The 17490-nt window shown below is 48.9% G+C and carries 16 protein-coding genes; 3 read left to right on the top strand and 13 right to left on the bottom strand.

Annotated elements, in window-relative coordinates; all coding sequences use genetic code 11:
• Positions 1-4 precede the first annotated feature (4 nt).
• Positions 5-565, top strand: a complete 561-nt coding sequence (locus tag LEUMU_RS0119860; RefSeq protein WP_022954052.1) for a gamma-glutamylcyclotransferase — start codon at positions 5-7, stop codon at positions 563-565.
• On the opposite strand, the gene LEUMU_RS0119855 is transcribed toward LEUMU_RS0119860, so the two are convergent.
• The 13 genes from LEUMU_RS0119855 to LEUMU_RS28325 all read right to left on the bottom strand — a co-directional run bounded on the left by LEUMU_RS0119855 (position 562) and on the right by LEUMU_RS28325 (position 14063).
• The gene (locus LEUMU_RS0119855; RefSeq protein ID WP_022954051.1) at positions 562-1797 is read right to left on the bottom strand and encodes a phenylacetate--CoA ligase family protein; all 1236 of its coding nucleotides are present in this window, start codon (positions 1795-1797) and stop codon (positions 562-564) included. The genes LEUMU_RS0119860 and LEUMU_RS0119855 overlap by 4 nt on opposite strands.
• Positions 1798-1809: 12 nt before the next feature.
• The gene (locus LEUMU_RS0119850; RefSeq protein WP_022954050.1) at positions 1810-2622 is read right to left on the bottom strand and encodes an ABC transporter ATP-binding protein; all 813 of its coding nucleotides are present in this window, start codon (positions 2620-2622) and stop codon (positions 1810-1812) included.
• Between the two features lie 202 nt (positions 2623-2824).
• Positions 2825-4129 (bottom strand): ABC transporter substrate-binding protein, encoded by a 1305-nt coding sequence (locus tag LEUMU_RS0119845; protein ID WP_022954049.1) that lies wholly within the window; start codon positions 4127-4129, stop codon positions 2825-2827.
• Between the two features lie 146 nt (positions 4130-4275).
• Positions 4276-5352 (bottom strand): branched-chain amino acid ABC transporter permease, encoded by a 1077-nt coding sequence (locus LEUMU_RS0119840; RefSeq protein WP_022954048.1) that lies wholly within the window; start codon positions 5350-5352, stop codon positions 4276-4278.
• A gap of 3 nt (positions 5353-5355) precedes the next feature.
• On the bottom strand, positions 5356-6357 hold the full coding sequence (locus tag LEUMU_RS0119835) for a branched-chain amino acid ABC transporter permease (protein ID WP_022954047.1): 1002 nt from the start codon (positions 6355-6357) through the stop codon (positions 5356-5358).
• A gap of 48 nt (positions 6358-6405) precedes the next feature.
• Positions 6406-7197 carry an ABC transporter ATP-binding protein gene (locus LEUMU_RS0119830; protein WP_022954046.1) on the bottom strand — a complete coding sequence of 264 codons (792 nt, stop codon included), beginning with the start codon at positions 7195-7197 and terminating at the stop codon, positions 6406-6408.
• Positions 7194-9143: an AMP-binding protein gene (locus LEUMU_RS26980; RefSeq protein WP_022954045.1), complete on the bottom strand. Its 1950-nt coding sequence runs from the start codon at positions 9141-9143 to the stop codon at positions 7194-7196. The genes LEUMU_RS0119830 and LEUMU_RS26980 overlap by 4 nt, the downstream gene beginning before the upstream one ends.
• Positions 9144-9356: 213 nt before the next feature.
• On the bottom strand, positions 9357-10190 hold the full coding sequence (locus LEUMU_RS26975; RefSeq protein ID WP_022954044.1) for an HNH endonuclease: 834 nt from the start codon (positions 10188-10190) through the stop codon (positions 9357-9359).
• A 114-nt stretch (positions 10191-10304) separates the two neighbouring features.
• A complete protein-coding gene (locus LEUMU_RS0119815; protein ID WP_022954043.1) occupies positions 10305-10772 on the bottom strand; it encodes a GNAT family N-acetyltransferase in 468 nt (155 codons plus the stop codon).
• Between the two features lie 164 nt (positions 10773-10936).
• A complete protein-coding gene (locus LEUMU_RS29090; RefSeq protein ID WP_022954042.1) occupies positions 10937-11326 on the bottom strand; it encodes a Rho-binding antiterminator in 390 nt (129 codons plus the stop codon).
• 69 nt (positions 11327-11395) lie between these two features.
• Complete coding sequence (locus tag LEUMU_RS0119805; protein WP_022954041.1) at positions 11396-11860, bottom strand: phosphate-starvation-inducible PsiE family protein; 465 nt, start codon at positions 11858-11860, stop codon at positions 11396-11398.
• A 172-nt stretch (positions 11861-12032) separates the two neighbouring features.
• The gene (locus tag LEUMU_RS0119800) at positions 12033-13232 is read right to left on the bottom strand and encodes a cystathionine gamma-synthase family protein (protein WP_022954040.1); all 1200 of its coding nucleotides are present in this window, start codon (positions 13230-13232) and stop codon (positions 12033-12035) included.
• Positions 13233-13394: 162 nt separating this feature from the next.
• A complete protein-coding gene (locus LEUMU_RS28325) occupies positions 13395-14063 on the bottom strand; it encodes a DUF4253 domain-containing protein (protein WP_022954039.1) in 669 nt (222 codons plus the stop codon).
• A gap of 523 nt (positions 14064-14586) precedes the next feature.
• Between LEUMU_RS28325 and LEUMU_RS0119785 the strand changes: the two genes are divergently transcribed.
• Together LEUMU_RS0119785 and LEUMU_RS0119780 are read left to right on the top strand one after the other, a co-directional pair.
• The gene (locus LEUMU_RS0119785) at positions 14587-16569 is read left to right on the top strand and encodes a PAS-domain containing protein (RefSeq protein ID WP_022954037.1); all 1983 of its coding nucleotides are present in this window, start codon (positions 14587-14589) and stop codon (positions 16567-16569) included.
• A complete protein-coding gene (locus tag LEUMU_RS0119780) occupies positions 16562-17287 on the top strand; it encodes a response regulator transcription factor (RefSeq protein WP_022954036.1) in 726 nt (241 codons plus the stop codon). The genes LEUMU_RS0119785 and LEUMU_RS0119780 overlap by 8 nt, the downstream gene beginning before the upstream one ends.
• Positions 17288-17490 lie beyond the last annotated feature (203 nt).

Genomic DNA, 17490 nt, shown 5'->3' with positions numbered 1-17490 from the left:
TCTCATGGCCTGTTTTTTTGGATTTGGTTCACTGGTAAACACTGGCACCCACCGCTACGATCCCGTTACTCCTGCCAGCGTTAAAGGCTGGAAACGCGCCTGGGCGAATGATGAGTGCTATGAGCATGCCTTTTTAAGTGTGATTCCAGATACCAACTCGCAGATTCAGGGCTTAATGGCACAAGTGCCCAATGACAACTGGATTGAATTAGATGCTCGTGAAGTCGGCTATACACGCCGCCCACTCAATGCTCACGAATGGATGGCCGAGGCCTCACCTAAGCTGATGATTCAGAGCAAGCCCGATGATGTGCAAATGTATGTATTGGAAGGTGGCGAACTGGCGCAAGCGGCCAAGCCAATTCTCTGGTCGTATGTTGAAACCGTATTATTTGGTTATCACCAATGGTTTGGACCAGAAGGTGTGCAGGCGTTTATTGATAGCACTGTCGCGTGGACCGATATTGTGGATGACCGCAATAACCCAATCTACCCGCGCTATGTGCCCGCCGAAGGCAGCGCGGTGGATATCGTGATTCCGGCTATCCACCGCCTGATGCGTTAATCGTATTTACGCTCGTCAGCAATCACTAGCCCGTCATTGGCTAAAGAACCAAGCTCAACCAGTTTAACCGTGCCGCGAATTTTACACAGTTCGCGAACGCTACTGGCAACGGCCTGCTCAAGCTCAACAGAGGCTGCAGCCACTTCGCAATGCAGTGACATCTGATCACTTTCATCAATCCACTCAATCACCAACTTAGCACGCTTGATTTCAGGATGACGCTTAGCCACCTGATCAACCTGCTCCGGATGAATAAACATACCGCGCACTTTTGCGGTTTGATCAGCACGCCCCATCCAACCTTTAATCCGGCGATTAGTACGCCCACAAGGGCTATCGCCCACTAAAACAGCGGATAAATCACCCGTGGCAAAGCGCAGCAGTGGGTAGTCGGGGTTAAATGTGGTGACAACAATTTCACCGACTTCGCCATCAGCAACAACTTCGCCGGTACCAGGTCGTACAATTTCAACATGTACGCCTTCATCCAGAATCAAGCCAGAGTCAGCAGTCGACTCATAAGCAATCAAACCCAAATCCGCCGTGGCATAACATTGTGAGGCTTTAATTCCACGCGCTTCAAAAAAGGCTCGGGTAGAGGGTGGAAAGGCTTCACCAGACACTAGTGCTTTTTTGATACTACTAACATCTGTGCCTAACTCATCCGCTTTTTCCAGCAAAATTCGTAAAAAGGATGGCGTACCCACATAAGCATTCGGCTTTAAATCAGCAATCGTCTGGATTTGTAACTCGGTTTGGCCAACACCCGCTGCAATCACTACGCAACCTAGCGCATGACAACCGCTATCCATCATCGAACCTGCTGGCGTCAGATGATACGAAAAGGTGTTATGCACAACATCGCCTTTTCTAAAGCCTGCCGCAAACAAAGCTCGGGCAAAGCGCCAGTAATCATCACGGCGTGTCTGTGGCTCATAAATTGGGCCGGGCGATGAGAAAATATACCGCAGCTGACCATCATCAATCGCAGTCAGCCCACCAAACGGACGCATGCCCGCTTGCTTTGAAATTAATTCGGATTTGCGTGTGATCGGATAAGCCTGCAAGTCTGCAAACTCATTCACCGCGCTCACATCAAACGTTGCCAAGATTTCAGCGTAGGCTGGAGCATTGGCTTTAGCATGCTGTAACTGTTGCTTTAATGCGGCCAAATGATCTGATCCGCGCTCATCTTGGCTGCGCGTTTCCAGCACATCATAAAATTCAGACATAATGAGACCCCCTTAAGCTAACCAGCGTTTACGACGACGGTAGTGCTTCACATCACGGAAGCTCTTCTTGTCGCCACCACTTAAGCCAAGATAAAACTCTTTAACATCTTCATTATCGGCCAGCGCTTTAGCTTCGCCATCCATCACCACCCGGCCATTTTCCAGAATGTATCCGTAAGTGGCGTAGCGCAGTGCGACGGAAGCATTTTGTTCCGCCAGTAAGAAGGTCACACCCTCTTTCTCATTCAGCGCTTTAACGATTTCGAAGATTTCTTCTACCAGCTGTGGCGCTAATCCCATGGATGGCTCATCCAGCAAGATCAGTTTTGGCTTGGCCATTAAGGCACGGCCCACGGCAACCATTTGCTGCTCACCACCGGAGGTATAACCTGCCTGACTTTTGCGGCGCTCGCGAAGGCGTGGGAAGTAGTTGTAAACCTTCTCCAGATCATCCATTACCGCTTTGCGACCATCTTTGCGGGTGTAAGCGCCAGTTAGCAAATTTTCTTCAACGGTTAAATGTTCAAAACAATGGCGGCCTTCCATCACCTGTACCACACCCTTTTTGACCAGCTCGGTGGGTGACAGGTTTTCGATACGCTCACCTTCAAAGCTGATGGAGCCTTTGGTGACTTCGCCGCGTTCGGTTCTTAAGATATTCGAAATGGACTTAATGGTCGTCGTTTTGCCTGCGCCATTCGCGCCCAATAAGGCCACAATGCCGCCTTTGGGGACGTCCAGTGATACCCCTTTGAGCACTAGAATCACGTGATCGTAGATCACTTCGATGTTCTTAATGCTGAGAATTGTATTTTCTGTCGACATAGTTTTCCGTCATCAAATTGAGTTTTGGCTCTTGTGGGTTGCATCTTAATAATTAACTAAAATCGCTTCGCCTCCTGCGTCGGAAGGCTCGGTTTTAGTTAATTATTAAGCTGCTGATTCCAGGCTTCGAGTCAAGGGTGATGGAGTAGCGCTGGGTGGTCCTATGGACTGAGCCACCCAGCGCTTCAACACTGCTTACCTTTTATGACTTACAGTCACGCTCGGTGATGTTGTTTTCTTTAGCGAATGCCGCAGAATCTTCAGCAATTAATGGATCAATCACTGAGCGATCAGACGCTACGAAGTCGGTGATTAAGCTCCACTTCTTCGCTTTAGCATCCCACTGCTGAATCGCGCCCAGACCAGGGCCACCGTGGTTTTCGCAAGTTACGCTGATTTCAGGACCAAAGCCTTTCAGGCCAAGCTCTTCCATGCGTGCGTTGTCGATTTTCAAAGACTCCATACCTTCGCGCATTTGGCTGCTGGTGATTTCTTTGGTATTGAACATCTTCTGCGCGTTGGCTGCGGCTTCGGCTGCGAGCATTGCGGCGTACAGGCCACGGTTGTATACGGCAGTACCAATATTGCCACCACCACCAGCTGCTTTACCGGCGTCTTTTACGTACTTTTTGATGTCGTCAAATACCGGGTAATCATCGCCCACACCGTGGAAGGTAACCGCTTTGTAGCCATTAGCTGCATCGCCTGCTGGCAATACGTCATTTTCTGAACCGGACCACCAGATGCCAATAAACTTATCCATTGGGAAGCGGATGTTTCCAGCTTCTTTAATCGCCACTTGGTTCATTACACCCCAGCCATACATGATGACGTAGTCAGGGCGCTCACGACGAATTTGCAACCATTGTGATTTCTGTTCCTGACCCGGATGATCGATCGGTAATAAGCTCAGCTTGTAGCCGTGCTGCTTGGATAGTTCTTCCAAGGTACGAATCGGCTCTTTTCCGAATGCAGAGTTGTGATATACCAACGCAATTTTCTTACCCTTGAGGTCCCCCTTTTCCTGATCGGAGATGTGCTTAACGATAACTGACGCGCCATCCCAGTAGTTTGCAGGGTAGTTAAATACGTGACTGAATACTTTACCGTTAGATGCCGAGGTCCGTCCGTAACCCATTGAGTGCATTGGGATATCGTCCTCAGTCACTTTAGGAATAAGCTGGTAGGTAATACCGGTTGAAAGTGGCTGATAAGTCAAGGCGCCATCACCTTTAGTCGACTCGTAGCACTCCACACCTTTTTGCGTGTTGTATGCAGTTTCACACTCAGGCGTTTCAGTTTTTACGCCACCGATGCCGCCATCGCGCTCATTCAGCAATGTGAAGTAATCGGCATATCCGTCAGCAAACTCAGTTCCATTCGGGCCGTATGGACCGGTACGGTAGCTCAACATTGGGAATGTCAGATCTGCCATTGCTGGCATTGCAGTTGCCATGATCGTTGCTGCGACGACTGCAGCGCTTAATGATTTAAACTTAACCTTCATTTTACTTCCTCCAAATAACACATTTATTGCCGATGTACTGGCACATTATCAATCTAGCGGTCTGCGGCTTTAGCAGAATAAGCGCCTTCCGACGAAGGAGGCGAAGCGTTTATGCTAAAGCCGTAGGCCGCTTCTCTGACCGGTGGTTAGTGCGGGAATGGCCAGAGGCGGAGCTTCTCTTTTGTCATGCGCCACAACTGGGCTAACCCGTGTGGTTCGACGATTAAGAAAAACATGATCAACGCACCAATGAATAACAACTCAAGGTGTGCCGCCAAATCAGCTGGCCAACCGAAGCCACCAACCATGATGTTCTTCATTAATACTGGCACCAAAATCAAGAATGCCGCGCCTAAGAAAGAACCTAGGATACTGCCGAGACCACCGACAATAACCATGAATAATACTAAGAATGACTTATCAATACCGAACGCTTCGGTCGGCTCTGCTGAGCCTAAGTAAACACCAAACAGCATCGCACCAGACATACCGATATAGAACGAACTTACCGCAAATGCAGATAACTTAGCACGTAATGGTGGTACACCGATGATTTCTGCAGCGATGTCCATGTCACGGATTGCCATCCATGAGCGACCAATGCGGCCTCGCGTCAGGTTTCTGGCAACAAAAGCAAAGATGGTCACCAGCGTTAAACAGAATAAGTAAGTGGCCCAAGATGGCGCTGCGGCACCGGTAATGGGTACACCGAAGATCATCCGCTCAGGCGAGGTAATCATGCCGGACGCTGAGTAGTTGTAAAACCATGGAATCTTGTTAAACATCCAGATCAGGAAGAACTGGGAGGCCAGTGTGGCAACCGCCAGATAGAATCCCTTGATCCGTAAGCTGGGCAAGCCAAACGCAATCCCCACTACCGCAGTAATCAAGCCTGCCAGAATTACCACGATGAAGATATTCATCCCCGGAAAAGCCACCATCAGCTTGTAGCAGGAGTATGCACCGACGGCCATAAAACCACCGGTTCCTAAACTTACTTGTCCGCAATAGCCGGTCAGAATATTCAATCCCAGCGCTGCCATTGACCAAACCAGGAACGGTAGTAATACCGACTTTTCCCAGTAGTCATTGATGAAAAACGGCACCACTAAAAAGGCAAAGGCCAGTACACCCCAAACCCAGTAGCGGTCTAGTTTAATCGGGAACGACTGCTGATCCTTGGCGTAGGAGGTTTTAAAATCACCTGCTTCTCTATAAAACATTCGTTAAACCCTCTCTATAATCTTTTCGCCGAACAGACCTTGTGGTCTGAACATCAGGAAGGCCAAGGCCAGTACATAAGCGAACCAGTTTTCAGTCGCGCCACCGATCATGGCACCGACAGTGAATTCAAATAACTTCTCACCCACGCCGATAATCAAGCCACCAATAATGGCACCGGGAATCGAGGTAAATCCGCCCAGTATCAATACCGGTAAAGCCTTCAAAGCAATCAAGGATAAGGAGAACTGAACACCTGATTTAGAGCCCCACATAATACCGGCGACCAGTGCCACAAAGCCTGCTAGCGACCAGACGATAATCCAAATCGTGCGCAATGAAATACCGACGGTTAATGCCGCCTGATGGTCATCAGCTACTGCACGAAGTGCGCGGCCAGTCTTGGTGTATTGCGAGAATAAAGTCAGTGCGATAACCAGCAAAATAGAGATACCCGCCGCCCACACATCCAGCACATCAATATACATGCCATAATATTCAGTGCCTTCAGCGGCCCAGCCAATGGTTGCATCTTCTAGCCAGCGCGAGCCACCAGAAGGCAGTCCCACATCCAGTGTTTTAATGTCTGCGCCCCACATCAGGTCGCCAAAACCTTCCATGAAGTAGGCTAAACCGATGGTGGTCATAAACAGAATAATCGGTGCCTGATTGACCATGTGTTTCAGTACAATCCGCTCCAACAGCCAGGCAAACAGAACCATTACCGCCATGGTTGCCAATATTGCGAGGAAGGTATTCATACCACTCCCCCAATGATGCAGATTGGTGCCAAAGATGGCATTAATCAGATGCGAAAACGGAATCTGTCCGGTTTGAAAACCCACCAACGTCAAGGCTGCAAACAAGGCCATTACACCCTGCGAGTAGTTAAAAATACCGGATGCTTTGTAAATCAGTACAAAGCCCAAAGCCACCAGTGAGTACATCACACCCGCCATCAGGCCGTTGAGAATGACCTCCAGCGCATTAAGAATAAACGGACTCATACGTTCCCCCTCTGCTGAACCAGTTGATGGTTGCTTCGATCATTGAAATTAGTCATGACTTACTCCCAGATAGGCATCGATAACCGCTTGATTATTGCGCACGTCTTCCGGTACGCCATCGGCCAGCTTGCAGCCATAATCCAACACCACTACGCGATCTGACAGATCCATGACCACGCCGATATCATGCTCGATCAAGGTAACCGTCGTGCCAAACTCATCGTTCACATCCAGAATAAAGCGGCTCATGTCCTCTTTTTCTTCCAGATTCATCCCCGCCATTGGCTCATCCAGCAGCAGTAATTTGGCCTCGGCAGCCAGTGCACGACCTAGCTCAACGCGCTTTTGCATTCCGTAAGGCAAGCGCCCAACCGGTGTTTTACGAATCGCCTGAATACCCAAGAAGTCGATGATGTGCTCAACGCGCTCGCGATGTTCCATCTCCTCGCGTTCGGCTGGCCCTTTCCAGATCGCCTGCCAAAACATATTGGTATTCATCTGGGTAATGCGGCCAGTCATTAGGTTGTCCAAGGTAGACATGCCTTTAAACAATGCAATGTTTTGGAAGGTGCGCGCCACCCCTTGGCGGGCGACTTGATAAGGCTTCATATTGCCGCGCTTTTCGCCACGGAACCAAACCTCGCCTTCTTGCGGCGTGTAAAAGCCACTAATCACGTTCAGCATCGAGCTTTTGCCCGCACCGTTCGGGCCGATAATCGCGCGAATCTCACCTTCTTTAATATCGAAACTGATGTCGGTCAGCGCCTTAACACCACCAAATGACAATGAAATGTTCTTAACTTCCAGCAAAGTCTCGCCAGTTCTCTTATCGTCACTCATGACTTTGCCTCCTGCGGAGCGGGTTCGAAGGTCTTGGCATCACTGATTTTCAAGGTCGCTTCAATCGAGCCTTTGCGGCCATCTTCAAACGCCACCTCGGTTTTGATGAAGCATTCCTTCGCGCCGTTATAGAGTGCTTCGATCAGCACAGCGTATTTCTCATTCACGATACGACGGCGCACTTTACCGGTACGCGTTAACTCGCCATCATCCGGATCGAGTTCTTTGTGCAAAATCAAGAAGCGATGAACCTGTGATTTAGACATCAGGCTGTCGGTTGATAGGTCTTTATTTACCTGTTCGATACTTTCCAGCATCATTTGGTAAACGCGCTCATCCTGCGCCAACTCCTGATAACTGGCATACGGCACATTATTGCGCTCCGCCCAGTTACCCACCGCTTCCAAGTCGATATTAATAAAGGCGGTGCAATGATCTTTGCCATCGCCAATCGCCACCACTTCTTTGATATGTGGGAAGAATTTGAGTTTGTTCTCGATATACTTCGGCGCGAACATGCTGCCATCGTTGAACTTACCCACGTCTTTCGCGCGATCAATGATTTTTAAGTGACCATTATCTGCAAAGTAACCGGCATCACCGGTATACACGAAGCCTTCGGCATCTTTGGTTTCGCGAGTCGATTCTTCGTTTTTGTAGTAGCTGTGGAATACACCAGGGCCGCGATACATCACTTCCCCATTTTCATTCACTTTCACTTCGACGCCCGGCGCCGGAACGCCCACAGTATCGGCAAAAATCTCGCCATCCGGCTGCATGGTAATAAAGACCGCCGCTTCCGTTTGGCCGTACAACTGTTTGATATTGATACCTAAAGAGCGGAAGAAATCGAAGATTTCAGGGCCAATCGCTTCACCCGCAGTATACGCCAAACGAATCCGGCTAAAGCCCATGGTGTTCTTCAGTGGGGCATAGACCAAAATATTGTCCAGCCAGTACATGAACCTCTCTTTGCGGGAGACTTCTTTACCGTCCAGCATTGCCACGCCGGTTTTTTTGGCGACTTCCATAAAGTAGTTAAACATCACCCGCTTCAGCGTTCCGGCATCCATCATACGAATGGTGACGGTAGTGAGAATGTTTTCAAAAACACGCGGCGGTGCAAAGTAATAGGTCGGACCGATTTCCCGTAAATCGGTCGCGATGGTTGCCTCGCTTTCAGGACAGTTCACACAAAAACCGGTCACATAAGCTTGGGCATAGGAGAAAATATGATCGCCAACCCATGCCATTGGAAGATACGAAACGATCTCCTCATCGGCAGTCAGGTTGTCGAATTCGACACTGTTACGGGCAGTAATAAGAATATTGTCATTGGTCATCACCACGCCTTTCGGCTTACCGGTGGTGCCTGAGGTATACAGGAAGATACCGATATCTGCGCCAGTGCCTTGATTGATTTCTTGTAGTAGGAAATCGGGGTGCTGCTTGGCGTATTCGCGGCCTTGTTTTTGGACTTCGGCAAAGTCGTGGAGGTGTTCTGATTCGTAATCCCGCATGCCGCGAGGGTCGTCGTAGATGACGTGTTGCATGGCTGGACAGCTATCGTGAATCTCCAGCATCTTATCAACTTGTTCCTGATCTTCCGCGAGTACAAAGTTCACTTCGGAATGATTCAAAACATACTGCATCTCGTCTGCAACGGAGTCTTGATAGACCGGAACCGGAATCCCGCCTAAGCACTGCGCTGCACACATTCCCCAGTATAAACGTGGACGATTGCGGCCAACAATGGCCAGCTTATCACCGCGTTTAAAGCCTAAGGCAGCCATACCGTTAGCCAGTGCGAATATCTCATCCCGCATCTGCGACCAGGTCCAGGATTGCCAGATCCCATAGTCCTTCTCTCGAATGGCGGCTTTGTTTTTGAAACGCTCCGCATTCTCAATCAGTAACTTGGGAAAAGTATCAGTTTGATTTGCCACTAAACTCCGCCTCTAAGATTAACTTCCTCTGAATGCTATCCTAAACGGAAGAGTGCGGAAGTGTCCAAGCGGGTTTTGTAAACGCGCGGTAAAAGTCGGGTGGTAGGTTGCCAGTCTTCGGTATTAACTGCACTCCGCCGACTCGCTGCGCTCGTAAGGACTGCGTGAAGTTAATACCGAAGACTGGCTTGTAGTGCGGTGGTAGCTGTGCGGTTAGATGGGGTTTTTGATTTGGTTTTGGGTGTGTTTTAAGTTGTTGTTATAACGAACTATTAGAGATTTTAGCTCCTCAATTGATAGCGGAGGACTTTCTCGGTGTAGCATGGCGTGGCAATTTGGACATACTGGCCGCAGGTCATTCACGGGGTCTATTTCATATTCTTCGCCAATCGATGCGATCGGCTTTAAGTGGTGAACATGGATATATTGTTTGCCGATTAGTACGTAGCAAAGCTCAAAATGGAAACTACAGACTGCACAATGATAACCCCATTGACCTAAACACCGTTTGCGAGCTTCTGGGTTTCGCTCATAGGCGTTGACGGTGACCGTAGTTTTTGCCCCTTCAATAACGGAGTCGACTTCTTCAGGATAGGTAAATGCTTTTAGCTCAACTCGTGAATGCCATAACTCAGCAAGCTTCGCTTCAATCGTATCTGGGATAGTCTTACCAGAGCCTTGAGCGCTCCAGATTGAGCAAGCCAGCTCAGGAGAATTTAGCTCGTCGCGACGAATCGGAATGGCAGCACTCGGGTCTGACAAGTATTCAAATTTTACATTCACATACAATGCCATTTTACCCACCTCAGCCTTATCACTCTCATAATGCGCTGCGCTGTAAGGGGATGACATCACCGTGCCCGAACCAATAACCCCAGTAGCACCTTTGCCTTGCTTGAGCAGGTAAAAATCATCTCCAACAACAATTTTCTTCGTTGAGCCACAGCTCCATCTAAGCACTTTATCTAACTTATAATCAGCATAGAGCTGATCGAACCGTTCCTCAGACCAATTCTTAGGATTCCAAGTTAGCAAGTAAGCAGTCATATCCCTCCATCACCACCAAACAAGCTCATTCCCGGTATTAACTTCACGCAGTCCTTACGAGCAACGCGAGTCGGCGGAGTGCAGTTAATACCGGGAACGAGCGCGCCACAAAGCTCATCCATCCAACGCAACAGAATAAAACTGACTATGCGGATCAAGCACATAACACCCAAATGGCCCGCACTCCTCAAATCCGTGCTTCTTGTATAACTCCAACGACGGTCCAAAGGCATCATTCACGCCCGTTTCAAGGCTCAGCTTTTTATAACCGCGCTGCTTTGCTTCTTCCAAAATCGCCTGCAACACATGATCTGCAACACCTTGTCTCAAATACCCTTTAGCCGTGCGCATCGACTTCACTTCGCCATGCTTATCCGACAGCTGCTTAAGCGCTCCACACCCCACCAACGCCTCGCCATCCCAAGCACTCCAGAAAGTTAGCGACGGATCTTTAAACTTAGACTTATCAAGCGCATGAATACTCTCCGGCGGCGAATACAAATGCATCTCGGCATGATGCGCCTCCAGCATTGCAATCACTTTTCCATCCGCTAAATCATCAACTTTAATTCTCATATCCATACTTTAAGACCCCTGACCCTACTTAAATTTAGAATAAAATAATCACACCAAAAACCACCATAAAAGCTAGTTCCCAGTATTAACTTCACGAAGTCCTCACGAGCAAAGCAAGTCGGCGCAGTGCAGTTAATACTGGGAACTAGCGCAATCAAAGTTTCCGCAGCTTACCCAAACGATACATGCTTAAAGTGTGGGTTTTCAATAGATACTTCCAACTCAGCAATCTCATCCAACACCACCAAGCGCTCAGCCCCCTCTGCATTCACCCTAATACACTCTTGCTTCGCCTCATCAAGCTGAGTATCCAACGCAACACACGCCAAACTCTCCCCAGACTTCATCGTCAATATAATCGGATAACGGTGCATACACGCTATCTCAATATAGTCATACTGATTACAACTAATCACGCCCTCACCTCTCTCAAACCAACCACCGCCCACCACCGAACAAGCCAGCCCCCGTATTAACTTCACAAAGTCCTTACGAGCGCAGCGAATCGACGAAGTGCCGAATACCCTTCCGGCAACCACCGCACAAGCAAGCCCCAGCATTAACTTCACGCAGTCCTTACGAGCGCAGCGAGTCGGCGTAGTGCAGTTAATACGGGGACTGGCGATCAATCAATGATGTTCTTCTCCGCCATGCTCTTTGTTGCTGTGCCTTACTAGCCAGAACGAAATTCCCAAGGCAAACGTCACCAAGGCAATGCCAAAGATCTGCTCAGAAGTCACCGTCTTAAGATCCAACACAATCACCTTCCGCGCCACGGCCATAAGTGCCGTTCCAATAACCAACTCAACCGGCAGAATATTCGAGCCCAAATACAGCCGTATATTGGTAAATATTTCAACCGCAATCAGCACCAACATAAAGGCGCCAAAGGTTTGTAAAATATCGGAAATATCGAGCAAGAAGTACGGCGGAGAGCTCAGCCTCATGTACAGAACATAAACAACATCGGCGATACTCCAAAAGATCACCAACACCATTAAAACAGCCAACACCCTGATCGCAAGCCGAATACAGCGGTGCAAAAAACTCAGTAACGGATCGGAATGGTCTTCCGGTATTTCCTCATGTCTCATATCATCACCCAACGCTATCAATTAAAAAATGGTGCCTTAAAGCAACCTGACATTCGCGCCAAGTTGCGTGCATATTCATGAGATTACCATGCACACCATCAGCTGATATTGAAACCTTAAAATTTCAACATCAGCTTATCAATTGTAGATGCTGAGTCAGCCAGCGAAACGCTTACAAATAGCTCAGCGCTTGATCCAAATCAGCAATCAAATCTTCAACATCTTCGATACCGGTTGAGTAACGCACCAAGCCTTCAGGAATTCCTGCTGCCGCACGCTCTTCTGGCGTACATTCAACGTGACTAGTCGTGACCGGAGGGCCAACAACGGTTTCTACACAACCCAGATTCGCCGCCATGTGCGCGTATTTCAGCTTCGGCAAAAAGACCTTAATTGCATCTAGTCCACCCTTGACTGAAAAGCTCAGCATGCCGCCATAACCCTTCATTTGCGCCTTCGCCACATCGTGATGCGGATGCGTCTCCAGTCCTGGATAATTCACCTGCTCAACCGCTGGATGGCTCTGCAACCACGTCGCAATTTTCATCGCACTTTGGTTTTGGCGCTCAACCCGCAAGCTCAAGGTTTTCATGCCACGAATAAAGCTATAGGCATCCATCGGAGCCAGTGTTGCACCGTTGATTTCACGGTAGTGATACACCATTTTGATCAGGTCTTTATTACCGCACGCCACGCCGCCCAAAGCATCCGCATGACCACCCAAATATTTAGACGCCGAGTGCAACACCAAGTCCGCACCAAGCTTTAAAGGGTTCTGATTAATTGGCGTCGCGAAAGTGTTATCAACCACGACCAAAGCGCCAACTTTCTTCGCCGCTGCAGCTAGTCGCTTGATATCAATGATTTTTACGGTTGGATTGGTCGGCGTTTCCAGGTACAACATGGTGCAGCCTTTGGCAATCTCTGCCTCAATCTCTTCGTACTCAATCGTGTCGCATAAGGTCACATCAATATTTAAAGGCGGCAAAAACGAGGTGAATATTTTGTTGGTTCCACCGTAGCTATCTTTGATCGAAACCACGCGATCGCCAGGGCGTAAAAAAGTCCCGAAGATATTGCTGATCGCCGCCATACCACTAGAAAAACTCGTCGCCGCCTCAGCGCCTTCCAGCTCTTTCACCTTATCTTCAAAGGCACGCACAGTCGGGTTTGTATTACGCGAATAGATGTGACCAGGCTCTTTTTCCAACGCCACTGCATGCCAAGTATCGATATCTTTATAAGCAAAGGAAACACTGTGAACTACCGGAACCTGAGTCGAACGCTCGTAAAGTTCGTGCTCCTGCTCGCCTCCCCAAATGCTGAGAGTCGATAGGCCAGGTTGGTGGTTTGAATTCGTATTATCAGTCATGAAAAGCTCCTTAGTAACTGATTTGAGAAAAAGACGGGTTGGTTAAAACCCGAGTTAATTTCAAGGCAGCGCTTTAAAAGCCTTTATCTTGATGTTTTTTATCATACACCTCTGTCTGAAATTGGCAAACCCCCAGCAGCCTTCAAGCTCAGACTCCCAAATTCAATCCCACCAGAAATACCATTTATCATGATTGATTAAACCCGCCCCCAAATTTGAAATGGTCTCGCAGCCCTGATCAACAATATCAGCACAGTACAAATATTGCTCCCATGCCAGCTCCATTGCGTCCTCTTCCGTTTCCGGCGGTCTGGACACATAAGCCTCTATTACATCACCACTAATTCCGACAATTTTAGCGCCATACTTCTCTTCCCAGTACTTCCAAATAGCGCACTGCAACTCAGGCTCCGGACACGCATTCCAACCGCCGTAGCACAGATAAGCAGGGATTTTCCACGAAGCATCCGTCTTGATTTTCAACCCACATAAATCATCGACAACCTCGCCCGACAACATATCAAATGCCAACGTAAAATCTGACTTCAGGTCAGCCTCACCCGGCCACTCACCCACAATCCCGCTAAGATCAAAATCATCATCTTCAAAGCCATTAATCAACTCCTGCTTCTGATCCTCAAACCAATCCTCAAGCTCGATATCCATCGCATTTTCAATGATGTCATCCTCACCCTCACTCATATCCTCCATCTGCTCTTGCAGCTGCTCGATACTCTGCTGCGAGCCAACCACCACCAGCCTCTTCGCATCATTAAACGAGTTGATCGCTTGCTCAAACGCAGTATCCGGATCCAATGAAACGATTTTCACATGAAGCTCCTAAAAGTACGCAGGTCACTCCAAGAGCAACCTTATTAAGGCCATTCACACAGCCCGAAAGCCATAATAACAACTTTACCTCCCGATCAAGCTGATTAGTTACCTCCAGCCGTAAAAAACACCCAAATCACATCTCCACATCTCCACATCTCCACATCTCCACATCTCCACATCTCCACATCTCCACATCACCCCATCACCCCATCACCCCATCACCCCATCAACCCATCAACCCATCAACCCATCACCCCATCAACCTAACGCCCTTGCTATCCCACCACCACCACCACCACCACCACCACCACCACCACCACCACCACCACCACCCAAAACTCGCACCAAACCAGCCCGTTCTCCGCATTAACATCACGCAGTCCTTACGAGCAAAGCGAGTCGGTGAAGTGATGTTAATGCGGAGAACGGGCGCCCAGCGACCCACAAAATTTTGTAAAGGCACGGTAAAAGCGCGTCAAAACCACTCCCCAAGTTCCTAAAAAACAGCAATACTCATTTAATGAAGCCACCAAATACTCTCGAACAGCGCAGCGCTTGGACGCTAGATGCCCTCAACTATCTGGATCAGGGCATCTCAGTATTTGATCAAAATTTGCGACTCATTGCCTGCAACCAGCGCATGATAGAGCTCTTGGAAGTCCCGGAAACACTAATGGTGACCGATCAACACATCGGTGAAATCTTCCGCTTCAATGCGCAACGTGGCGAGTATGGCGAGGGCGATATCGATAAATTAGTCGCCGAGCGCGTTCGCTTAGCCGAAACCTTTGAGCCCCATGTCTTTGACCGCATTCGACCTGATGGCACCATTATCGAAGTGCGCGGCAATCCCATGCAGAATAACGGCGGCTTCGTAACGACCTACACCGATGTCACCGAACAGCGTCAGGCTGAGGCCAGACTTGAGAAGCGTGTTAAAAAACGCACCGCAGAATATCGCCGCGAAAGCGAAGCCCATCGCAAGACAGCCGAAGCCCTACACAAGAGTGAATTATGGATTCGCCAAATCGCCGATGCCGTTCCGGCACTCATCGCCTATGTCGATAAAAACAACTGCTACCAATTCATCAACAATATGCACCGCGAGTGGTTTGGGCTAGATCGCGAGCAACTGATCGGTAGCTCGATTTTTGAGTTGGTCGAAGAGCGCAATCTGGCAAAAATGGAACATGACATTGCCACCGTGCTGCAAGGCACTGAAGTCTCCAGCGAATACGTGATTCGCCGCAAAGGCCGCTCTCCTTTGGATGTGTCGATTTCCTTCATCCCACACTTTGATAAAAGCGGCAAAATGCTTGGCTACTTCTTTTTAGGCCAAGACCTCACCGAACATAAACAAACCCAACGCGAGCTAGTCGAATCTCAAAAAATGCAAGCGTTGGGGCGTTTAACTGGTGGTATTGCACACGACTTTAATAATCTGCTGACCATTATCCTAGGCAATCTCAACTTCATTGAAGATGACAGTTTAGATACCGAAGAAATGCGCGAGGTGATTCAATCTTGCCAGCAAGCCGCCAAGCGTGGTGGTGAGTTAATTCAACGCTTACTGACCTTTTCACGGCGTCAGTCATTGAAACCTGAATCCACCAATATCAATGCGCTGGTTGAAGAGTTCAGCGTGCTACTACAGCGCACTCTCGGCGAAACCGTGCAGGTCAAACGTAGGCTAGCCACAGGTTTAGCGCCCGCTTTGGTTGATAAAAATCAGCTGGAAACCTGCCTGCTCAATCTCACCCTTAACGCGCGTGACTCGATGCCTAAAGGCGGCAAACTCACCATTCGTACCCAGCACTACATAAAGCCCGCGCACCACATTACCTTTAGCGACCTGCCAACCGGCCACTACATTATGCTTAGCGTGTCGGATGAAGGCGAAGGCATGTCGGATGAAACTGTCAGCCGCGCCTTTGAGCCATTCTATACCACCAAACCCTCCGGCGTAGGGACTGGCCTTGGTTTGAGTATGGTGTATGGCTTTGTGAAGCAATCCGGCGGCGGCATTGATATCCGCTCCCGAGAGGGTGAAGGCACCACAATTCGCCTGATTTTTCCGATTGATGCCAAGGCATCCGGCCCTCACTTAAAGAAGCCGAAGGCCACTCTACCCAAACAGCAACATGCCCGTATTTTATTGGTGGAAGATGACGAAGGGGTCCGTCAGTTTGTTCACCGCACCTTGTCTAAAATGGGCTACACTGTGGACTTAGCTGAAAACGGTGATTTCGCACTGGATCAGCTTTCACAAAACCCTGATTACGAACTGGTGCTTACCGACATTGTAATGCCAGGTTCGACCAGTGGTTTAGACCTTTACGCGCGAGTCAAACAACAGTATCCAAAGACCAAAGTGCTCTGCATGACCGGATACAGCGAACAACTGGAGTCCAGTCTCGACGAAAAGCACTTGCTGCGTAAGCCCTTCCAGCAAAATGAGCTGGCTAACAAGCTAAAAGCAATACTGAAGCCCGAACATGCCTGATACCCCCAGTCAAATCGTGATCGTGGATGATGAAGTCGCGATCCAATCCCTGATTAAACGCTATTTTCAGCGCCATGGCGCGCAAGTGCATTGCGCAGGCTCCGGCGATGAGCTGCACCAAATTTTACAGTTGCACGAAATCGATATCGTATTTCTAGACGTCAACCTACCCGGAAAAGACGGCTTTACCCTGCTGGATGAAATTAAGCGCGACTATGAAGCCGGCGTGATTATGCTCACTGCGCATAACGAGCTGAATGATCGACTCACTGGCTTAAATGGCGGCGCAGATGACTATGTGCCAAAGCCGTTTGATATGAGTGAATTAATGGCCCGCTCCAACGCGGTACTCCGGCGTTTAGGGAAGCTAAAAACCAAGCCCGAACCGGATACGTGCAGTTATCACTTTGCCGGTTATTCACTGGATAGCAAAGTGCGCGAGCTGCACAATGCTGAGCAAGCCCTGATCGATCTGTCACCGGCTGAATTAGATCTGTTACTAGTGTTTATGAAGCACCCACAAACGGTACTGAGTCGGGATTATTTATTGCAACAAACCCGAGGCCGGGATGCCGCGCCATTTGATCGTACGATCGATGTACGCGTCGGTCAGCTGCGCAAAAAAATTCTGGTCGAAGAAGCCCAACACCCCTTATTCAAAACGATTCGAGGCGGTGGATATATGTTGATGACTGAGGTTGTGAAACAAGCGGGTTAAAACGAATAGAGGGCCTGAGCCCTCTTCCATTCTTGAGCGATGTCTTGCTCGTGCCATCCTTAGCGACGGGGGTATAGTCTTAATTCGTAACGGCCACCATGCCGTTGATGTGGGCTATATTAAGCATCTCTTATTGAACAGCATCTTAATGATTTATGAACGAAGCTGAACAAGCTTTATAGCCAATTAACGCTGATTTAGCG

It is taken from the genome of Leucothrix mucor DSM 2157 (assembly GCF_000419525.1).
Taxonomy (GTDB): Bacteria; Pseudomonadota; Gammaproteobacteria; order Thiotrichales; family Thiotrichaceae; genus Leucothrix; species Leucothrix mucor.
The sequence above is the reverse complement of the archived record's forward strand: the minus strand, read 5'-3'. Positions and strand labels throughout refer to the sequence as shown.